The organism is Methylophaga sp. UBA2012 (genome assembly GCF_002335235.1).
Lineage (GTDB): Bacteria > Pseudomonadota > Gammaproteobacteria > Nitrosococcales > Methylophagaceae > Methylophaga > Methylophaga thalassica.
In genome coordinates this window covers 115,740-134,603 of sequence record NZ_DDCG01000005.1, presented here as the reverse complement: position 1 = coordinate 134,603, position 18,864 = coordinate 115,740, and the positions used below count along the sequence as shown (strand labels likewise).

The following is an 18,864-nucleotide window of genomic DNA, read 5'->3' as shown; positions in this document are numbered from 1 at the left end:
TTTATGTCTTCTTCCAAACGTTTCGTTGATGCTCAAACTCTAACACTGACTTGAAAAACATAGCTCTTAATTTAGGATGCAGTGCCCAGAAAATTATTTCAAAAGCCTCTTGAATCCAATGAAAAACATTCTTACGCTCAGCAAAATCAGAAATCTCGCGGTTATATTGAGATAAATTTTCAGAGAGTTGGCCCGAATGCTTTTTAAATACGCCGATAGGAGACGATATTACTTCCAGCTGATGCTCATTACTAAATGACCACCAAAGATAATAGTCCCCCGCAAGCTTTAATTGTCTCAAATACTCCAGGTCAACAGTGTCAAGTATACTCTTACGCCAAAAAGTTGATTCTTGTTGAATATATGGCAAAGTTTTGCCGTATGCTCCAACCCTGATTAATGAGGAAGTATATCTAAAAGGTAAATCTACATGTGTAATGATATTTTTTTCATTACAAACAGAGCGATATCCGGTTATCCAAGAAATATCATGTTCCGTAAATATATCAGCTACAGCCTCAAATGCATGAGGGTATAAGAAGTCTCCAGCATTTAAATAGCACATGATATCGCCTGTCGCTAACTTAAAACCTTTAACTAGCGCATCATACATCCCATTATCAGGCTCTGAGATAAGCGACTTTATATTGTTTTTATAACCTTCTAAAAGAGATAGCGTACTATCTGATGAACCACCGTCTATGATAATGATTTCAAAATTTTGATAGGTCTGATTGATAATAGAGTTGATGGTATGACAGATATAATTATCTGCATTAAAAATTGGGCAAATAATACTGACCTTGAGATTTTGATTATTTTTTTTCATTAATAATCTCTTGATAAAGCTCAATATATTTAAGAGCTACAAACTTACTATCGAAAAATTGGCAAACTTTATTTCTTGCATTACTTGATATAACTTTGGGCGAATCATGTTGCAAAACACAATCGATTCCTTTTGCATAGTCTTCTACGTTAAAGGGTTTTGCAAGATAACCATTTTCCATATGCTTAATCATATCGGCATTACCGCCAATATCAAAAGCTACGACGGGTGTACCACAAGAGAGAGACTCCATAATTGTGTTGGAAAGATTTTCTTGTAAACTCGGCACAATCATTACATCCGCAGCACTGTAAATAAGTCGTAAAGTGACATCATCATAGATTTGACCTAAGTAATGCGTTTTTTGTTTGAATAACGGACCCATTAAGGGTTTACTACTACCAAAGATAATCAATTCAGAATTATATTGATCAACATGCATCAGAGCTCTGCTTAATTCATTAAATCCTTTACGTGGATCACTCGTAGCCCCCATTGCCCCAAACAATATAAGCTTCTTATCTTGTGGAAGATTAAGTAAGTCGCGAGCGCTTTTTTTATCGAATGGTGAAAACACAGTTGTATCAATTGGATTCGGTAGTTGATAAACAGGCCTGCTTGAAAATAATTTACTCTTGCGAGCACATTCGGCCAACCAACGACTCATCCCAACAATATGTAGATTTTCAACTTGGGATATTGATTTTAATTTTCTTTTCAAGACTCTAGAGCTGAGATCATTTTTTGATTTAGAACCGAGAACTGGGCAAGAACCACAACTATTAGTGTATGAACCACAATTTTCATCATAATGGCAGCCACCAGTTAATGGCCACATATCATGGAGACTCCACACAATGGGAGCTTTAATTTTTGCAATCTCTTCAATTTGAATAAAACCACTTGCAATCCAATGGAGATGGACAATGTCTGGTTGAAGTGCATTAATTTTTTGAATTACATTGCTTAACGATAACCATGCTGGACTAAATAGGGCTTTGCTTCTATTTTTGTATAATCGCACGGGCATAGAATCAATGTAGGGGTTCAACTTATATTGAAATTTCTGTTTTTTTGTATCAGGACCAATAACAGTAAAATCGTCAGAGCTTTTCGCCTGAACAATCATTAGAGAGTTTATTTCTGATGCTAGTAGCGATTTATGTAGTCTATATGCAGCACGAGCTGCCCCACCTATAATGTCACTCGTATTAACGATAACAACTTTCAAACTTTAATTGCCTCGATATACATCGACTCACTCCCTTTTCGAGGCATACCATTTTTATACATATCTAATGGATCAAAGGGAAAATCAGGAATATTTGAAGAGTTGGCAGTCATGCGCTGGACATTTTTATAACCAGCATTTAGAAGTATTTGTTTAACCGTATAATAATCATACATCCAGGCATGCTTTTCACCAACTTCGGTCAAACTCACATTCTGTGTGCGAAATGCTGAAGGTAACAAAGTCAAAATTAGACGAACATAATACGCTTCTAACTTGCTGAGTATTCTTTTAGGGTTGGCAATTAGTCTTTCCCAAAAATTATGCTCTAAATCATTTTCTTGGGAAGTATTTAAATTATGTCCTGTACGAGAATATACAAAGTCAATCATCTCAATGTGTACTGAATCATCTTGTAAACTTTTGTAATAAGCACCTAATTCACCACCCGGAAACCTACGTACACACTGGTCAAGCATTTCCATTAATAAAAAATCAGCTTGTTCATGATTTTCACCTTCTCTCAGAGTCAAGTATGTCGTACACAACTCTTGCCAATCCGGTAACACAATCCTGAGATGACCGCCCGACTTAGTAATTCGATGACACTCACTCACAAAGTCAGAAACCATATCACGAGGAATGTGTTCAATAAAATGTGACGAATAAACCACATCAGCAACTTCATTATCAAGAGGTAAACGGTCTAGTAAATTAGCTTTTCTTACAGAACTTGAGTGAGGTGAAAAATCAAAATTCAACCAGTTAACAAGATAGGAATCCCCACAAGCAATGTTAACGCAGATTTTCATGAATATAATTCCAATACAGAGATTTTAATAATTTCAGCAACATTTACGTTTATTCTTTCCATGCGAAAATATTCAATTGCTGTTCAAAATCGAGAAAATTAGAAGTAGAAATGAAGGGGTGTTTTTTATTTATTACGCTTTGAATGTCATATCTAAAACCATTTCTTGTCATCATATCCAGCATCTGCGCAAGCTTTTGTGGTTTATTTACTATTGAATGGTATTCAAGAAAAATAAATTTAAATTTTACAAGATGATTTTCTAAAGCCAGAAAAACCTCATCTTCGGCCCCTTCAATATCCATTTTTAAAAAATCATAATGATGTTGTTCGAGATGTTCACGTACATCAACAGCTTCAATTTCAATCATTTTTTCAGTTGATATATCTGAGATTCTCCCACCATCTGCGCCTTCTGCATGAAACCTCAAAATACTATTTTGATTCCAAATAGCTTTATTAATTAATTCCACGTCTCTAAATCCATTAGTCAGAATATTGTATTCTAAATATGAAAATATTTTCGGATCGGCTTCAAATGCAGTAATTTTTGCCTGAGGGAAAATGGTTTTAAAATATAAAACACTTAAGCCAATATTAGCCCCCAAATCAAGAATGGCTGGTTGATCATTTTCGAATTCAAACTGATAGATTTTGCTGACAAATATTTCTTTATATGCAGATAAAAACGATGCTGCATCAGGTATATTTATATTCCACTTCCTTACTTTGCCATGACAGTCAGTAAATCGACGTAATCGTCCTAATTTTGTAGATTGAATACACCATTCACGATAGTCAACGTCTGTTAATAATTTATATACATGCTTAGCTGGTTCATAAAAAAATGCTTTTACTAACATTAAATATTTAGCCTTTTAACAGTATTTTTTGCTATTTTCAGAATCTTCCTAACAAAACGCCGATAAAAATGTGGTAATTTGCTTTTGTTAAAGTTCTTTATTTTTTGAAGCGCAATTTGGTTCTCTTCTAAATTCAGTTTGGCATTGATACTGGAATCCTCTTTCAGGTCCAAAATTTCATAAGAATTACTTGTTCCACAGTGAGTCCCTGAACCGTCCATACCAATATTATTAGTAAAGGATTTGTTCGGATGAAGGCATAATCCATTATTCAAAAAAACACTTGCATACCAACGTATTGCCCACGAATTTAATTTTCCAGAAGCTTGCATTTGAAGCATTTCACTGTAAGCATAACTATTCTCAATATCAAAATCATAATTTTTCTTGGACGTATTGATCCGATCAAGCAGATTTGTTGCATCAGGTTCAAAATGCTCCCAGGCACGTTTCCATGTAGCCCATCCCCAACAAGAAGGAACACGATAAAAAAAAGTTTCTGGCAGCTCATCAGGTTCCTTGACATGAAACATATAGCCAGAAATATGCATAACTCGTTGATCCTTGGCATAAAGGCTTAAAGCAGTATTCATAAAGCTTAAAAAACCTTTTGATGTGATAATGTCATCCTCTAAAACAATTACTTTTTCATGTGAATTGCACAATTGTGTAACACCATCTACTATCGAATCAGCTAAGCCTAAGTTGCAATTTCGATTAATAATTGTAACTGACTTGAAACCATTAATACTTGCAATATACTCTCTCACTGCCTGAACTTGGACAGTCGCTTCTTGATTCTTTGCAGCATCGGAAAATATGTATAAATTGCTTTCAGTAGCTAAATCATTTTTCTGTAGAGCTTCTATAGTTTTTTTTGTATGTTCGGGGCGATTGTAAACAAATAAAGCTATAGGCGCTGTCATCTTAAAAAATCTTTATGTCTGAAAAACGTTGTATTTAATGCTTTAGCAAAATAAACATATCCATTTTGTTCAAGATAAGAAACAATTTCATTTTTATTATTGTTATCTGATGTATACAGAATTTCCAATAATAAAACTCTGGGTTTGTACTTAATTAAATTCAAGGAACGTAAGACTTCGTAATCAAGCCCTTCAACATCAATTGACATGAAATCAATTATTTTATTAATTGGTAAATATTCATCCAGAATGATTTCAAGACTTTTTGTTTTTAACTGAGTTTTAAATTGAATGTTATAACCATTTGGTTCAGAGTCGCGGTTCTCAGATAGTTCGACATCAAACCCATTTAAAGCAGGATCATTAAACTGATAATAGGTCAGCGTCTTTTCTTTTTCTGAAATAGCTTGTTCAAGATTAATGTCTTTAGGTCTGATCTTATTGAATAGCTTCATTGCTCCTGGCATTGCATCAATATTAATACCTGTCCAGCCCTGTTTATAAAATAAATAAGTATTTGAAAATCGGACAGGGTGATGTGCGCCTACATCAACATAAAAACCATCCGCTTTATGCTCAAATATTCGGCGTAAAATCATATCCTCTCCTTCTTGAGAATAAGATTTTGTCGCATAACTACTCAGAATTTTTATACGAATATATTCTAACCATTGTTTTGGTAAGATTTTTTTAATCATACTTTTCATTCGGCAAGCTCTTTTAAAGCGCCAACAGAATAAACAGGCAATCTATTGGTTTTAGGTAGGCACTGGAAACCTCTTGAAAAGAAAAGCGATGTTGTCCATGTATAGTCATTGATCGGACCAAAACCATGCATATCTACTTGCAAAAGATTGTATGTTTCTCTCAAAAGTTTTGCAGTTGTTGGATGCCTATCAGCATTGTCCAAAATAATTAATCCTTCACCTTTTATAATGTTTTTAAGATTTTTTGCACAAGCATGTCGGTACTGACCATCAATCACTACGACGTCGTATTTTTCAAAATTACCAGCTGAAATATATTTTTCCTCTGTTTCTGCAAAAATTATTTTTAAATTATTAGTTTGTCTTTGCTTAACGATTTCATACCACTCTTTGTTATGTTCAATTGAGGTAACACTTTTGGCTCTTTCAGCCCACCAAGTTGAGCTGGCTCCTGATCCAAACTCAAGTATGTCCAGGTCTTTGAAGTCAAGGCTATTAAGATATTCGTAAGCAGGATAAGTGTACCAAGGTATTTCTTGGCCCTTTTTATCTAAACACTTGTCATATTTAATTGATCTTCTTTGGCCATATTTATCAGCCAAAATCCAAAAGTTTCTTAAACTTTTTTTGGCTTTACGGGGAATAATCTTTGCCAATACGGTTTTAAGCGGCATATAAACTCCTGAAAATTAATGCTTTTATTTTCATAACAAAAGCTTTTCTTGTCTTTTTTGCAAAAGCATCAAACCATAATGCCGCGAATGAATAACTGATTAGAGTAGCGATTAAACACCCCTTTATACCAAACGACGGGATTAGAACTAGATTTAATAAAACGTTTAAGAGTGCACCATAAAGTGTTCTATAAAAAATTAATTTACTTAGATTTTCAAGTAAAAACCATTTACTACTTGCAACACCTAATGAAACAAATAAACCTATCCAAATATGAACAGCTAGAACAAATCCAGATTCACTATAAGCATCTCCGAAAAGTGAAATAACAATCCAGTCAGCTGAAAATGTCACAATTAATGCTACAAAAACAGAGATATAAACCATTAAGTCATAGAGATTTTGCATTCTTTGCTGATATAACGATTCACTTTTTTCTTTAGAGCTAATAATCGCTGGATATACTGAAGCAACTATTGCTATTGGTACGAAGTACCACATTTCACTTATTTTCACTGCAGCAGAATAAATACCTACAGCCTCATTATTGAGCATTTGTCCAAGCATGACTTGATCTATTCTCATATAAACCATTACCGACAAGCCTGACAATATAAGAGGCCAACTCTCTCGAAGTAATGTTTTAGCCTGACAAAGCTGGGGTTGCCATATTTTGCTTGTTTTTGATTGAATCGAATATAAAATGATTAATGCAATTGCCAAAACCACTGTCTCTGCGAATATTGCCCATGCAAAACTGATGAGCGGTGCTTGTTGTAATATCAAAAGAATCTTGATTGCTGCAAACAGGACTAGAACAGCACTTTCAGCCCAAACAACAAACTTAGATTGCACTTGTGATTCATACCAATACTTAATCGTTTCTGAAAACTTAACGACCATACTCAGTCCAAGGATAATAGCTATTGCTCGTGCCAAAGCATCTTCTGGTTTTAAAAAATGGATAGCCAGCACGATTAAACTGAACGTTATTAACCCACCCAATATCTGCAATGAGATAGAAGTACTCAGTATCGATGAAGTTTTTTCGGGAAATTTTACTAAATCGCGCACAACAACACTGTTCAAACCAACGGTGGCAATAGCACCAAATAATGCTACAAATGCCATGGCAAAATTGAGTAACCCAAATTGTTCCGGCCCTAAATAACGTGCAAGCCAGATGGTAACGACAAACGCTAAGCCCATCCGCAAAACCTTATCGGCAAACAACCAACCAGTGTTTTGTAGGATTTTATTAAGTCCTGGCCTGTCAGTGATTTTTTTGAGCTGGGTTTGAAACTGATTTTTTAGTGAGGGCATTACAAACTTTAAGTCGCGTTCAAGCTAATATTTTTAATGTAATTCCAATCCAAAGCTATAATCAGGCTATGCATTTTTATAGGCCGTATAAACAGTTTCAATACCATTTTTTAAACTGGTCTGAGCTTTACTGCCCATTTTTTTTAGTCTTTCAATATCCATTAACTTTCGCATTGTTCCGTCTGGTTTAGTCTCATCAAATACGATTTGACCATTATTTCCAACAACTTCTTGTATCATTTCTGCCAGTTGCTTGATTGTCAGATCGTCCCCAACGCCTACATTAACAACCGGTGGCAAGCCGTCATTACGGGACGCTCCCAATAATGGCTTATACTGCTTATCATCAAGATTCATTAAATGCACACAAGCATCTGCCATGTCTTCGCTATACATAAACTCCCGTTTTGGTTTACCTGTACCCCAAACAACAACTGCGGGAATTTGGCCTTTTTCACACGCTTTTAATACTACACTCCTGTATGGCTCAGGTAGTTTTCCATGTTTTTCTTCATCATCAAGGATTGATGCTCTATTTCCTTCTCCAGCCAATTTAGCCAAATGAAATTTACGGATAAGCGCCGGTAAAACATGTGAATTATTTAAATCATAATTATCGCCAGGCCCATAAAGATTGGTTGGCATAGCTGCAAGATATTGTGTTCCATACTGCCGGTTATAGCTCCAGCACATCTCAATGCCGGCAATTTTAGCCAAAGCATAAGGACGGTTGGTTTCTTCAAGCGGCCCTGTTAATAGGTATTCTTCTTTTAGAGGTTGAGGCGCATTTTTAGGGTAAATACAACTAGAGCCAAGAAAAAGTAGACGTTTTACATCATTTAGATACGCGTGGTGGATAACATTAGTTTGAATTGCCAAATTATCACGCATAAATTCAGCCGGATAAGTATTATTCGCATGAATACCACCGACTTTAGCTGCAGCTAAGAATACATAGTCAGGTTTTTCTTTTTGGAAAAATTTTGCAACGTCTGATTCAACTGTCAAATCCAAATCACAATGAGTTCTCACAATCAAATTTTTATAGCCTTGCTGTTCAAGGCTTCTCATTAATGCCGAACCAACTAAGCCACGATGACCTGCTACATAAATTTTATCTTTTTTATTCATTTTCTAAACTCAATCAGACCTGACTTCTACGCCATATTCTTTATCAAATAACAAACATTTGTTGATTTATTTACTCAATACTGACGGGTATATCATGCCCATGCAATTTTAGTAAGGCATGACGTTTTGCTATGTTGAGATCTTCAGCTACCATTTCAGCACACATTTCTTGCACGGTAATTTCTGGTTCCCACCCTAATTCATGTTTAGCCTTAGCCGGGTCACCTAGTAAAGTTTCTACTTCCGCAGGTCGGAAATAACGTTCATCGACCTCAATAATGACGTCACCAATACTAAGAGCAGGAGCATTATCACCTTCTATTGAGACAACAATCCCTTTTTCAGCGAGACCTTCGCCTTCAAATTTTAGCGTGATACCTAATTCTTTGGCTGTCCACTCTATGAATTGACGGACAGAATATTGAACCCCTGTCGCTATTACATAATCTTCCGGCTTTTCTTGTTGCAACATCATCCATTGCATACGCACATAGTCTTTTGCATGCCCCCAGTCACGTAATGCATCCATATTGCCCATATACAGTTTCTTCTCAAGGCCTTGGGCAATATTAGCTAAACCACGGGTAATTTTACGGGTAACAAAGGTTTCACCACGGCGGGGAGATTCGTGATTAAACAAAATGCCATTGCAGGCATACATACCATAAGACTCACGGTAATTGACCGTAATCCAGTAAGCATACAGTTTAGCAACAGCATAAGGGGATCTAGGATAGAAAGGCGTTGTTTCTTTCTGAGGAATTTCTTGCACTAAACCATAAAGTTCAGAAGTAGAAGCTTGATAAAAGCGTGTTTTCTTTTCAAGACCTAACAATCGGATAGCTTCTAAGAGTCTAAGCGTCCCCATAGCATCGACATCAGCAGTATACTCAGGCGATTCGAACGAGACAGCGACATGAGACTGAGCCCCTAAGTTATAGACTTCGTCTGGTTTGACTTGTTGAAGGATACGAGTCAAGTTAGATGAGTCGGTTAAATCACCGTAATGCAATATAAAGTTTTTATTATCGACATGAGGATCTTGATAGATATGATCTACGCGTTGTGTGTTAAAACTTGATGCACGTCGTTTAATTCCGTGAACGATATAGCCTTTTTCTAGTAAGAATTCAGCTAAATATGATCCATCTTGCCCTGTTATGCCAGTGATTAATGCAACTTTACTCATTAATTATCCTGATTGTTCTTCTGGAGACTTGTTAAAAATAACGACTAAGTATAAACGGAAACATTCTATCATTCAGAACTAGTACTAATAACGCCTCTGACGAATCAGCTTTTTGTTTTATATTTTTATAGAAAATAAATAGTTATAAGCCGTTCAAAATTAAAATCGAACTAAACCAGTAATAACAATATGTGACCTTAATGCTCATTTGCGAAAACCTGATATAGATATCATCTATATGGATAAACTATAACCTCAGAAATGAAGTGATAGAAAATTTAATAAAAATTTCAAAAGAGAATGCAGAGACATCTGAATAGCTTCATAGTCAGTACGGCTAACTTGATGCTTGAAGGTGACACAGATACCAGAAATAAAATTTCCCCGCCATCCGTGGCAGTCTACTTTGATATTTCTTATTGGCATCCATGCCACATTGCTATCTTATAGTTAATAAAACGTTGACGCAGTGATCAATTGCTCATTCTAAGCGTCGCCGCCGAATAAATCTCGTGTATAGATTTTATCTTTCACATCAATGATATCTTCAGTGACGCGATTGGCGAGGATCACATCAGCCTGAGTTTTAAACTGCTGAAGATCATTAACGACTTTTGATCTGAAAAACTCAGCATCCTCAAGCACAGGCTCATACACGATAACCTCGATACCCTTGGCTTTAATCCGTTTCATCACACCTTGAATGGCCGAGGCTCTAAAATTATCAGAACCTGATTTCATCACTAAACGGTAAATACCAACGACTTTAGGGTTTCTGTTGATTATCGAATTGGCAATAAAGTCTTTCCTAGTAGTATTGGCATCAACAATCGCTTTAATGATGTTATTAGGTACATCTTCATAATTTGCCAATAATTGTTTAGTATCTTTAGGCAAGCAATAACCGCCATAGCCAAATGAAGGATTGTTATAGTGACTACCAATGCGTGGATCTAAACCGACACCTTCAATAATCTGACGAGAATCCAGACCATGTGCTTCAGCATAGCTGTCCAACTCATTAAAGTATGCAACCCGCATAGCAAGGTAAGTATTGGAAAATAATTTAATAGCTTCGGCTTCTGTGCTGTCAGTCACCAAAACGGAGACATCTGGTTTAAGCGAACCTTCAACCAGTAACTTAGCAAAGACTTCAGCCCGCTCACTTTTTTCCCCCACCACGATACGTGACGGATATAAATTATCGTAAAGCGCCTTACCTTCTCTTAAAAACTCTGGCGAGAAGAAAATATTATCAACACCCAAACGCTGCTTAACTTCAGCGGTATACCCAACTGGCACTGTAGACTTAATAATCATGACAGCATCAGGATTGATACTTTTTACATCCTGAATAACAGCTTCTACAGACTTTGTATTGAAATAGTTGGTATCCGGATCGTAGTCGGTTGGTGTGGCAATGACGACATAATCTGCACCGTTATAGGCATCCGCTTTATCCAGTGTTGCCCGAAAATCTAGTGTTTTATTTTGTAAAAAATCTTCAATTTCAGCATCAACGATTGGCGATTTTTTGTTATTGAGCAGGTTTACCTTTTCCTCAATAATATCCAAGGCCACGACTTGATGCTTTTGAGCTAATAAAACGGCCAATGAAAGCCCAACATACCCTGTCCCTGCGATTGCTATTTTCATATTTTCACTCAACTGTAACGGATTTGGCTAAATTTCTCGGTTGATCCACATCAGTACCTTTTATCAAGGCAACGTGGTAACACAATAACTGCAATAAGATATTGTAAGTAATAGGCGCAGTAATCCGACCGACATTAGTCGTTGCTTTAACTACTTTGAAACTGGTTTCTGAGCTGATATCACTGCGTTCATCTTCGAACACAATCATCTGTCCACCGCGAGCTTTGACTTCTTGTAAATTGGATTTTAACTTTTCCAATAAATCATCAAGTGGCGCAATCGCTATAACCGGCATTGTTTCATCAATTAACGCTAAAGGTCCATGCTTCAGTTCACCGGCAGGATAAGCTTCTGCATGAATATAACTGATTTCTTTTAATTTTAAAGCCCCTTCCAGAGCAATCGGGAACATGGTTCCTCGACCTAAAAATAAAGCATGTTGTTTATCCGCAAATAATTGGGAGATTTCACGAATCTCGTCTTCGTGCTCAAGCGCCATTCGAATCAAGTTCGGTAGCTTCTGTAAACCACCTGCGATCATGGATTCACGTTCTTTATTTAAACGCTTTTGCACTTTGCCAATACTCGTTAATAATAAGGCTAGTACAACGAGTTGTGTGGTGAATGATTTGGTTGATGCCACTCCTATTTCAGGCCCGGCATGCGTCAGATAAGTCATATCAGCATCACGAGTCAGACTGCTCTCCGCGACATTACAGATACTTAAGGTAGTAATACCATTTAACTGATGGACCTTTCTGTGATGATTAATTTGATGCAGTGCCGCCAGAGTATCAGCGGTTTCGCCTGATTGGCTTATCATCACAAACAATGTGTTATCAAGAATCACTGGATTGCGATAACGGAACTCACTGGCGACTTCTACCTGGCACGGCAAACGGATAATGTCTTCCATCCAGTATTTAGTCACCATACCAGCGTGATAACTGGTACCACAGGCAATAATATGAATACGCTCTACTGTCTTGAATATTTGCTCGGCCTTGGGACCAAAACTGGAAACCAAAACCTGATCTTGGGTAATACGTCCTTCCAGAGTATCAATAACCGCTTGCGGCTGTTCAAAGATCTCTTTGTGCATATAGTGACGATGTTCGCCCAGCTCAACCGAAGTAATGTTGAGGCTTGACTGTTTGATCGGGCGTTCAACTAATTCACCTGTTTCAGCACTATAAATTTCGACCTTATCGCGCGTTAATTTGGCAACATCACCATCTTCTAGAAAGATAAAATTCTGTGTAACAGGAAGCAATGCTGAGACGTCAGACGCAATAAAGTGTTCACCTATACCAATACCAATAACCAAAGGGCTTCCTTTTCTGGCAGCCACTAACATATCAGGATGAGACTTATCCATTACGCCTAGAGCGTATGCCCCATCAAAGACTTTCAGAGAACGCAAAACCGCCTGTAAAAGATCATTATCCTGTTGCAGTTCAGCATGAATTTCATGGGCGACCACTTCTGTATCCGTTTCAGAAGTAAAGCGATAGCCTTGTGTGAGCTGCTTTTGCTTTAAAGATTGGTAGTTTTCAATAATACCATTATGCACAACGGCTACCTGGTTATTGCAAATGTGGGGATGTGCATTATTTTCAGAAGGAATGCCATGAGTCGCCCAGCGCGTATGAGCAATACCAATACGGCCAGTAAAAGGCTCATTTAGATGATCCACCTTATCCTGTAGTTGCTGTATTTTACCTAGAGAACGAACACGATGAAGTTCATTGGTATCATCAAGTAATGCCATCCCAGAGGAATCATAACCGCGATATTCTAGTCTTCGTAACCCTTCCATCAAGATAGGATTAACATTCCTTTCAGCAATTCCGCCTACAATTCCACACACTTAATTAAATCCTCTTGAATATTGCAATATTTCTACTCTGCCCCAAGCCAGTCGCTTAACTCACATTGGGGTATAAACCCATCGATGGTGTCTAACAATATAGCCCGTGCTTTCTGACTGTCATCATGTTTGTTAGCCAGTTCCAGTTCTCTAATAATAGAAACTAGTGTTGACCACTCAATGACACTTTCTTCTGCTCGCATAATTTTTTCATGTTCTGTTGCAGAAACATTATCACCGATAAGTAGCTCTTCATAAAGCTTTTCACCTGGTCTAAGACCAGTGTAGGCAATTTCAATATCGCCATTTGGATTGTCATTATCACGTATGGTAAACCCACTTAAATGGATCATGCGCCTGGCTAAATCAACAATCTTAACCGGCTCCCCCATATCAAGCACAAACACATCGCCACCTTTGCCCATGGCGCCGGCCTGAATAACTAAGGCGGCCGCTTCAGGGATCGTCATAAAATAACGAATGATCTCCGGGTCAGTCACCGTGACAGGTCCACCTTTGGCAATCTGGTCTCGGAATAATGGCACAACCGATCCAGAGGAACCCAAAACATTACCAAACCTGACCATAGTAAAGCGCGTTTTGTTATAGAGTGTTTTTGATTCAGCAAAAGCCTGAAGCACTAACTCTGCAAACCGTTTAGTAGCCCCCATGGTATTGGTTGGTCGTACAGCTTTATCGGTTGAGATAAGTACAAAGGTTTCAACTTCAGCATCAATCGCGGCCTGAGCGCAATGCAGTGTTCCAAACACATTGTTACGAATACCTTCATTGGTATTTCTTTCTACAATAGGAACGTGTTTATACGCCGCTGCATGATAAATCGTATTGACGGCAAACCGTCGGCAGACCATCTCAACACGTTGCTGATTAAGCACCGATCCGAGCATTGAGTAAACAGGAATATCTAAAGCCAGTGCGGCCAATTCGCGTTCGATTTGATAAAGATTAATTTCACTGGCTTCATACAGAACCAGACAGGATGGTGATAGATGAATAATTTGCCGACAGAGCTCAGACCCAATAGAACCACCAGCCCCTGTCACCATAACCGCTTTCTCAGCAATATTCTTGCTTAATAATTCATTAATCGGCGCGACAGGTTCACGCCCCAGTAAATCAGCAATATCGACTTCCTGAATATCTGAAACTTCCAAACGCCCTTCAGCAATATCCATTAAATCCGGTAGTGTTCTGACGTGAACCGGATAATGCTCCAGCAGCTTTAATATTTCACTTCTGCGACGACGACCTGCAGAAGGCATGGCCAGCAAAATATCTCTGACCTTGAAACGCTCAATCAATTTGGCAAGTTGCTCAACACCATAGACCGTCATGCCATTAATTTGTTGTCGCCATAACGTTGAGTTATCGTCGATAAACGCCACCGGACGCATTTGATTGCTCAACTTCATCATCGCCGCGACTTGAGCGCCCGCCCGCCCCGCCCCATAAATCAAGACAGGAGGAATATACCGAACAGCATTAAGCTCTTTCCAAAGATGATGATCACTTTTAACAATCAACCACCTTGCCATCATGCGGCTACCACCAACAAACAGCATCAGGATAATGGCCTGAATGGCATAAACTGTTCTCGGAACCAGACCAGCCAGATCATTCGCCGTTAACACGATGACAGAAAAGATCAAAGTAAACAGTAGCACCGCTCTGGCAATTGTCCAGATAGCATCCATACCGATGTAGCGAATAATCGCCCTGTATAGACCTGATTTTATAAAAATAGGAATGGCTATAACTGGGGCAAGAAAAAATATCCACAGCTGCTGACTGGGCGGAATATAAAACTCACCTAAGCGTAAAGAGAAAGCCAACCACAATGATATGGGAATGGCTAAAAAATCCAGTATGACACTGATCGTTCTTTTTACAGGCCGCGGTCTGTTCAAAAACCACAGACCCAGTTTTTTTACAATTGAGGGGTAATTCAACGTAATACACTCAAATATGTTTTTACTAATACGCTTCGAAACAACAGAATATTATCAGTCCTGTCCGCTCATCACCCACTCCAGACTTGTTTTCCAATCTGGTAATGCAAGGCCAAAATGCTGTTTTAACTTTCTGTTATCTAATAAAGAATTAGCAGGACGATTGGCCGGAGTTGGATAATCACGAGTCGTAATCGGATGAAGCTTAGGAACTGAATGCCCCTGTTCCGCCATTAAATGAAATATCTGCTCAGCAAAATCGAACCAACTGGCACTTCCAGCACCGGATAAGTGATATATACCACTATGCTTTTGCCAAAAATCTGCTTGCTTATAACTTTGTGACACCACTTGTGCCGTCACATCAGCAATATGTCGAGACCATGTTGGTGCACCTATCTGGTCATGAACGATGGATAACTGTACTTTATCAATGGCTAATCTTTTCATCGTATTAAGAAAGTTAGCGCCTCTCGCACCATAGACCCAGCTGGTTCTGAATATCAGGTATTTATCTATCGCACTGCTGATAGCTAGCTCACCCGCTAACTTTGTTCTGCCGTAGACATTGAGTGGCTGAGTTTCAGCCTCTTCGGTCCAGGCTTTATCACCACTGCCATTAAACACATAGTCAGTTGAATAATGAATAAGTGGAATATCACGCTTTTTCGCTACCTCAGCAAGTATCTGTGGCGCAAGTGCGTTGACCTTATAGGCAAGCTCTTGTTCGGTTTCAGCTCGGTCAACAGCTGTATAAGCTGCGGCATTGACGATTAGGTCAGGTGCCAATACTTCTACTTTTTCAGCCAATTCTTCTGTCTTGCTTAAATCGAGTGTTTGACTATCTGTGGCAATAACATCGCCAAGACACGACAGGCTTTTTATTAATTCATGCCCGACCTGACCACGCTTTCCAGTTATTAAAATGCGCATTAATCGTAGAATTCCGCTTCGTTAAAATGTGCTCCCTGCTGATCTTTTGCAGACAGGGAAGGTAATTGTCCTAATAAAGGCCAATCAATATCCAAAGCAGGATCATTCCATAACAAACAGCGTTCGTGTTCCGGCGCATAGTAATCTGTCGTTTTATACAAGAAATCTGCAGATTCACTTAACACAAAAAAGCCATGAGCAAATCCTGGCGGCACCCACAGCATATCGTGGTTTTCCGCCTTTAGATGCACGCCAACCCACTGACCAAATGTCGACGATGACTGCCGTAGATCGACAGCAACGTCATAGACCTCGCCTGCTATCACTCGCACTAATTTACCTTGTGCATGTTGGATTTGATAATGCAGACCACGTAATACATTTTGTGAAGACCTTGAGTGATTGTCCTGGACAAATTCGGTCTCAACACCAGTGAGTGCTTCAAATTGTTTTTTATTGAAGCTTTCCATAAAGAACCCTCGTTCATCGCCAAAGACTCTGGGTTTAAGAATTTTTACATCCGGCAGTGTCGTTTCAATAACTTGCATTTAATAAATCTTTTCGTGAATTAAGTTCATTAGATAATCGCCATAACCACTTTTTATCAGTGGTTTTGCTAATGCCAATAACTGATCAGCATCAATATAGCCTTGACGATATGCAATTTCTTCCGGACACATCACTTTCAGACCTTGGCGTTTTTCTATGGTTTGAATAAATTGAGAGGCTTCAAGTAGCGAATCATGTGTACCAGTATCCAGCCAGGCCATCCCCCGGCCCATCACTTCTACATGTAATTTACCCATATCAAGATAGCGCTGATTGACATCCGTTATTTCATATTCTCCACGTGCTGACGGTTTGAGACTTTCTGCGATATCAACAACCTGATTATCATAAAAATAAAGTCCGGTAATGGCATAACGAGATTTAGGTTTGGCTGGCTTTTCTTCAATACTTAAGGCTTTACCGGCATCATCAAACTCAACAACACCATAACGCTCAGGATCAAACACAGGGTAGGCAAACACAGTTGCCCCGTTACTCCTGTCGTCGGCTTCAGACATCAAGTCAGCCAAGTCATGTCCATAATAGACATTATCGCCCAAAACCAAGGCTGTGCTGCTATCGCCTATAAAGCCTTTTGCTAAAGTAAACGCCTGAGCAATCCCCTCCGGTTTTTCCTGTACAACGTAACTTAACTCAAGCCCCCACTGCCTACCGTCACCTAACAGTTGTTGCAGCCGCGGCGTATCTTGGGGGGTTGAAATAATGCAAATTTCTCTCATCCCTGCCAGCATTAATGTCGACAGAGGATAGTAAATCATGGGTTTGTCATAAACAGGGAGTAACTGTTTACTTATGGACTGTGTGACTGGATGTAAACGCGTACCACTGCCACCGGCGAGAATAATGCCTTTACGCTGACTCATGATGCCTGTTCTCCCAGACCAAGACGTTCTTGCTGATAACTACCGTCCATAACACGTTCATTCCATTCACGGTTATTGATATACCATTCAACCGTTTTCCGTAAACCACTCGCAAATGTTTCTTTTGGTTTCCAGCCTAGTTCACGCTCAATTTTGCTGGCATCAATAGCATAGCGTTGATCATGGCCCGGGCGGTCAGTAACGAAGGTAATCAAATTACGATGAGGTTTATGTTCAGACTCTGGTAATAACTCATCCATAATGTCACAAACTCGGTGTACCACATCCAGATTGGTGTGTTCGTTAAAACCACCAATATTGTAGCTTTCACCTAATTTACCATTTTCCAGTACGATTTGTAGGGCTTCAGCGTGATCATCAACAAATAGCCAGTCGCGAATGTTATCGCCTTTACCATAGACCGGTAAGGGTTTCCCCACTAATGCATTATTAATGATGAGTGGAATTAATTTTTCAGGAAACTGATAAGGTCCATAATTATTGGAACAATTGGTCATTACTACTGGCAAACCGTAGGTGTGATGCCATGCACGAACCAAATGATCACTGCCAGCTTTAGTAGCTGAATATGGAGAATTAGGTTGGTAAGGCGTAGTCTCTTCGAACAATCCCGTTTCACCTAATGTGCCATACACCTCATCGGTGGAAATATGATGGAAACGAAATTTTGTCGCCGCTTCTTTATCAAGCGTTTTCCAATATTGTCTTGCGGCTTCTAATAAAACGTAGGTACCCACTAAATTAGTTTGCACAAAATCAGCCGGACCATCAATCGAGCGATCGACATGGGATTCAGCGGCTAAGTGCATTATCGCTATGGGTTGATACTGTGTGAATAATGCGGCCATTTTTTCGGCATCGCATATATCAGCCTGTTCAAAGTGGTAACGAGCGTTGTCTGCAACAGAAAGAAGTGATTCCAGATTACCTGCGTAAGTCAGTTTGTCGATATTAACAATATGATAATCACTGACTTCAATAAGACGACGAATTAAAGCTGAACCAATGAATCCAGCCCCCCCAGTAACAAAAAGTGTTTTCCTTGACACAGATAGCTCTTCTATTTGAGTGAATTGAATATTTGCCAGCTAAAAGTAGCATTAGTCGGACTTGGAAGCAACGCAGAAGCCGTCTTTTTAGAGAACTTGACGCATTATTCTAGACAATAAAAAAATAGCATTAAAAATAATCATGTTTGATTGCTTTTTTAAAATGTCAGTAATGTGGAAGGATAAGAGTATGGTACGCCCGGCAGGACTCGAACCTGCTACCCTCGGCTTAGAAGGCCGATGCTCT

General features: G+C 38.7%; 17 protein-coding genes. All 17 read right to left on the bottom strand.

The window, feature by feature from the left end:
- Nucleotide 1: 1 nt before the first annotated feature.
- Nucleotides 2-829 carry a glycosyltransferase gene (locus tag B2248_RS05415; protein WP_273182549.1) on the bottom strand — a complete coding sequence of 276 codons (828 nt, stop codon included), beginning with the start codon at nucleotides 827-829 and terminating at the stop codon, nucleotides 2-4.
- Nucleotides 816-2,060 (bottom strand): glycosyltransferase family 4 protein, encoded by a 1,245-nt coding sequence (locus B2248_RS05410; protein ID WP_273182551.1) that lies wholly within the window; start codon nucleotides 2,058-2,060, stop codon nucleotides 816-818. The genes B2248_RS05415 and B2248_RS05410 overlap by 14 nt, the downstream gene beginning before the upstream one ends.
- Nucleotides 2,057-2,872 carry a class I SAM-dependent methyltransferase gene (locus tag B2248_RS05405; RefSeq protein WP_273182554.1) on the bottom strand — a complete coding sequence of 272 codons (816 nt, stop codon included), beginning with the start codon at nucleotides 2,870-2,872 and terminating at the stop codon, nucleotides 2,057-2,059. Before B2248_RS05405 ends, B2248_RS05410 begins: the two co-directional genes overlap by 4 nt.
- Before the next feature lie 49 nt (nucleotides 2,873-2,921).
- A complete protein-coding gene (locus B2248_RS05400) occupies nucleotides 2,922-3,734 on the bottom strand; it encodes an FkbM family methyltransferase (RefSeq protein ID WP_273182556.1) in 813 nt (270 codons plus the stop codon).
- On the bottom strand, nucleotides 3,734-4,660 hold the full coding sequence (locus B2248_RS05395; protein ID WP_273182558.1) for a glycosyltransferase family 2 protein: 927 nt from the start codon (nucleotides 4,658-4,660) through the stop codon (nucleotides 3,734-3,736). Before B2248_RS05395 ends, B2248_RS05400 begins: the two co-directional genes overlap by 1 nt.
- Entirely contained in the window at nucleotides 4,657-5,367 is a 711-nt protein-coding gene (locus B2248_RS05390) for an FkbM family methyltransferase (RefSeq protein WP_273182561.1), read from the bottom strand. Before B2248_RS05390 ends, B2248_RS05395 begins: the two co-directional genes overlap by 4 nt.
- Complete coding sequence (locus B2248_RS05385; protein ID WP_273182563.1) at nucleotides 5,364-6,041, bottom strand: SAM-dependent methyltransferase; 678 nt, start codon at nucleotides 6,039-6,041, stop codon at nucleotides 5,364-5,366. The genes B2248_RS05390 and B2248_RS05385 overlap by 4 nt, the downstream gene beginning before the upstream one ends.
- Nucleotides 6,031-7,365: a flippase gene (locus tag B2248_RS05380; protein ID WP_273182565.1), complete on the bottom strand. Its 1,335-nt coding sequence runs from the start codon at nucleotides 7,363-7,365 to the stop codon at nucleotides 6,031-6,033. Before B2248_RS05380 ends, B2248_RS05385 begins: the two co-directional genes overlap by 11 nt.
- Before the next feature lie 66 nt (nucleotides 7,366-7,431).
- Nucleotides 7,432-8,496 (bottom strand): GDP-L-fucose synthase family protein, encoded by a 1,065-nt coding sequence (locus B2248_RS05375; RefSeq protein ID WP_273182567.1) that lies wholly within the window; start codon nucleotides 8,494-8,496, stop codon nucleotides 7,432-7,434.
- A 70-nt stretch (nucleotides 8,497-8,566) separates the two neighbouring features.
- A complete protein-coding gene (gene gmd / locus B2248_RS05370) occupies nucleotides 8,567-9,685 on the bottom strand; it encodes a GDP-mannose 4,6-dehydratase (protein ID WP_273182569.1) in 1,119 nt (372 codons plus the stop codon).
- A gap of 486 nt (nucleotides 9,686-10,171) precedes the next feature.
- Entirely contained in the window at nucleotides 10,172-11,341 is a 1,170-nt protein-coding gene (locus tag B2248_RS05365; protein WP_273182572.1) for a nucleotide sugar dehydrogenase, read from the bottom strand.
- 4 nt (nucleotides 11,342-11,345) lie between these two features.
- Entirely contained in the window at nucleotides 11,346-13,211 is a 1,866-nt protein-coding gene (gene glmS, locus B2248_RS05360) for a glutamine--fructose-6-phosphate transaminase (isomerizing) (protein WP_273182575.1), read from the bottom strand.
- A gap of 32 nt (nucleotides 13,212-13,243) precedes the next feature.
- Entirely contained in the window at nucleotides 13,244-15,139 is a 1,896-nt protein-coding gene (locus B2248_RS05355) for a polysaccharide biosynthesis protein (RefSeq protein ID WP_273182578.1), read from the bottom strand.
- A 96-nt stretch (nucleotides 15,140-15,235) separates the two neighbouring features.
- Nucleotides 15,236-16,114 carry a dTDP-4-dehydrorhamnose reductase gene (gene rfbD, locus B2248_RS05350; protein WP_273182580.1) on the bottom strand — a complete coding sequence of 293 codons (879 nt, stop codon included), beginning with the start codon at nucleotides 16,112-16,114 and terminating at the stop codon, nucleotides 15,236-15,238.
- A complete protein-coding gene (gene rfbC / locus B2248_RS05345) occupies nucleotides 16,114-16,662 on the bottom strand; it encodes a dTDP-4-dehydrorhamnose 3,5-epimerase (RefSeq protein WP_273182581.1) in 549 nt (182 codons plus the stop codon). The genes rfbD and rfbC overlap by 1 nt, the downstream gene beginning before the upstream one ends.
- Nucleotides 16,663-17,547: a glucose-1-phosphate thymidylyltransferase RfbA gene (gene rfbA / locus B2248_RS05340; protein ID WP_273182583.1), complete on the bottom strand. Its 885-nt coding sequence runs from the start codon at nucleotides 17,545-17,547 to the stop codon at nucleotides 16,663-16,665.
- Nucleotides 17,544-18,617, bottom strand: coding sequence for a dTDP-glucose 4,6-dehydratase (gene rfbB, locus B2248_RS05335; RefSeq protein ID WP_273182585.1), 1,074 nt, complete (start codon nucleotides 18,615-18,617; stop codon nucleotides 17,544-17,546). Before rfbB ends, rfbA begins: the two co-directional genes overlap by 4 nt.
- Nucleotides 18,618-18,864: the final 247 nt, after the last annotated feature.

Bases quoted from the DNA above. Each gene is read 5' to 3' on its own strand.
- B2248_RS05405 (WP_273182554.1), bottom strand. From the start codon at position 2,872: ATGAAAATCTGCGTTAACATTGCTTGTGGGGATTCCTATCTTGTTAAC.
- rfbA (WP_273182583.1), bottom strand. From the start codon at position 17,547: ATGAGTCAGCGTAAAGGCATTATTCTCGCCGGTGGCAGTGGTACGCGT.
- B2248_RS05415 (WP_273182549.1), bottom strand. From the start codon at position 829: ATGAAAAAAAATAATCAAAATCTCAAGGTCAGTATTATTTGCCCAATT.
- B2248_RS05385 (WP_273182563.1), bottom strand. From the start codon at position 6,041: ATGCCGCTTAAAACCGTATTGGCAAAGATTATTCCCCGTAAAGCCAAA.
- B2248_RS05400 (WP_273182556.1), bottom strand. From the start codon at position 3,734: ATGTTAGTAAAAGCATTTTTTTATGAACCAGCTAAGCATGTATATAAA.
- B2248_RS05380 (WP_273182565.1), bottom strand. From the start codon at position 7,365: ATGCCCTCACTAAAAAATCAGTTTCAAACCCAGCTCAAAAAAATCACT.
- gmd (WP_273182569.1), bottom strand. From the start codon at position 9,685: ATGAGTAAAGTTGCATTAATCACTGGCATAACAGGGCAAGATGGATCA.
- rfbD (WP_273182580.1), bottom strand. From the start codon at position 16,114: ATGCGCATTTTAATAACTGGAAAGCGTGGTCAGGTCGGGCATGAATTA.
- B2248_RS05395 (WP_273182558.1), bottom strand. From the start codon at position 4,660: ATGACAGCGCCTATAGCTTTATTTGTTTACAATCGCCCCGAACATACA.
- B2248_RS05375 (WP_273182567.1), bottom strand. From the start codon at position 8,496: ATGAATAAAAAAGATAAAATTTATGTAGCAGGTCATCGTGGCTTAGTT.
- B2248_RS05390 (WP_273182561.1), bottom strand. From the start codon at position 5,367: ATGAAAAGTATGATTAAAAAAATCTTACCAAAACAATGGTTAGAATAT.
- B2248_RS05365 (WP_273182572.1), bottom strand. From the start codon at position 11,341: ATGAAAATAGCAATCGCAGGGACAGGGTATGTTGGGCTTTCATTGGCC.
- rfbC (WP_273182581.1), bottom strand. From the start codon at position 16,662: ATGCAAGTTATTGAAACGACACTGCCGGATGTAAAAATTCTTAAACCC.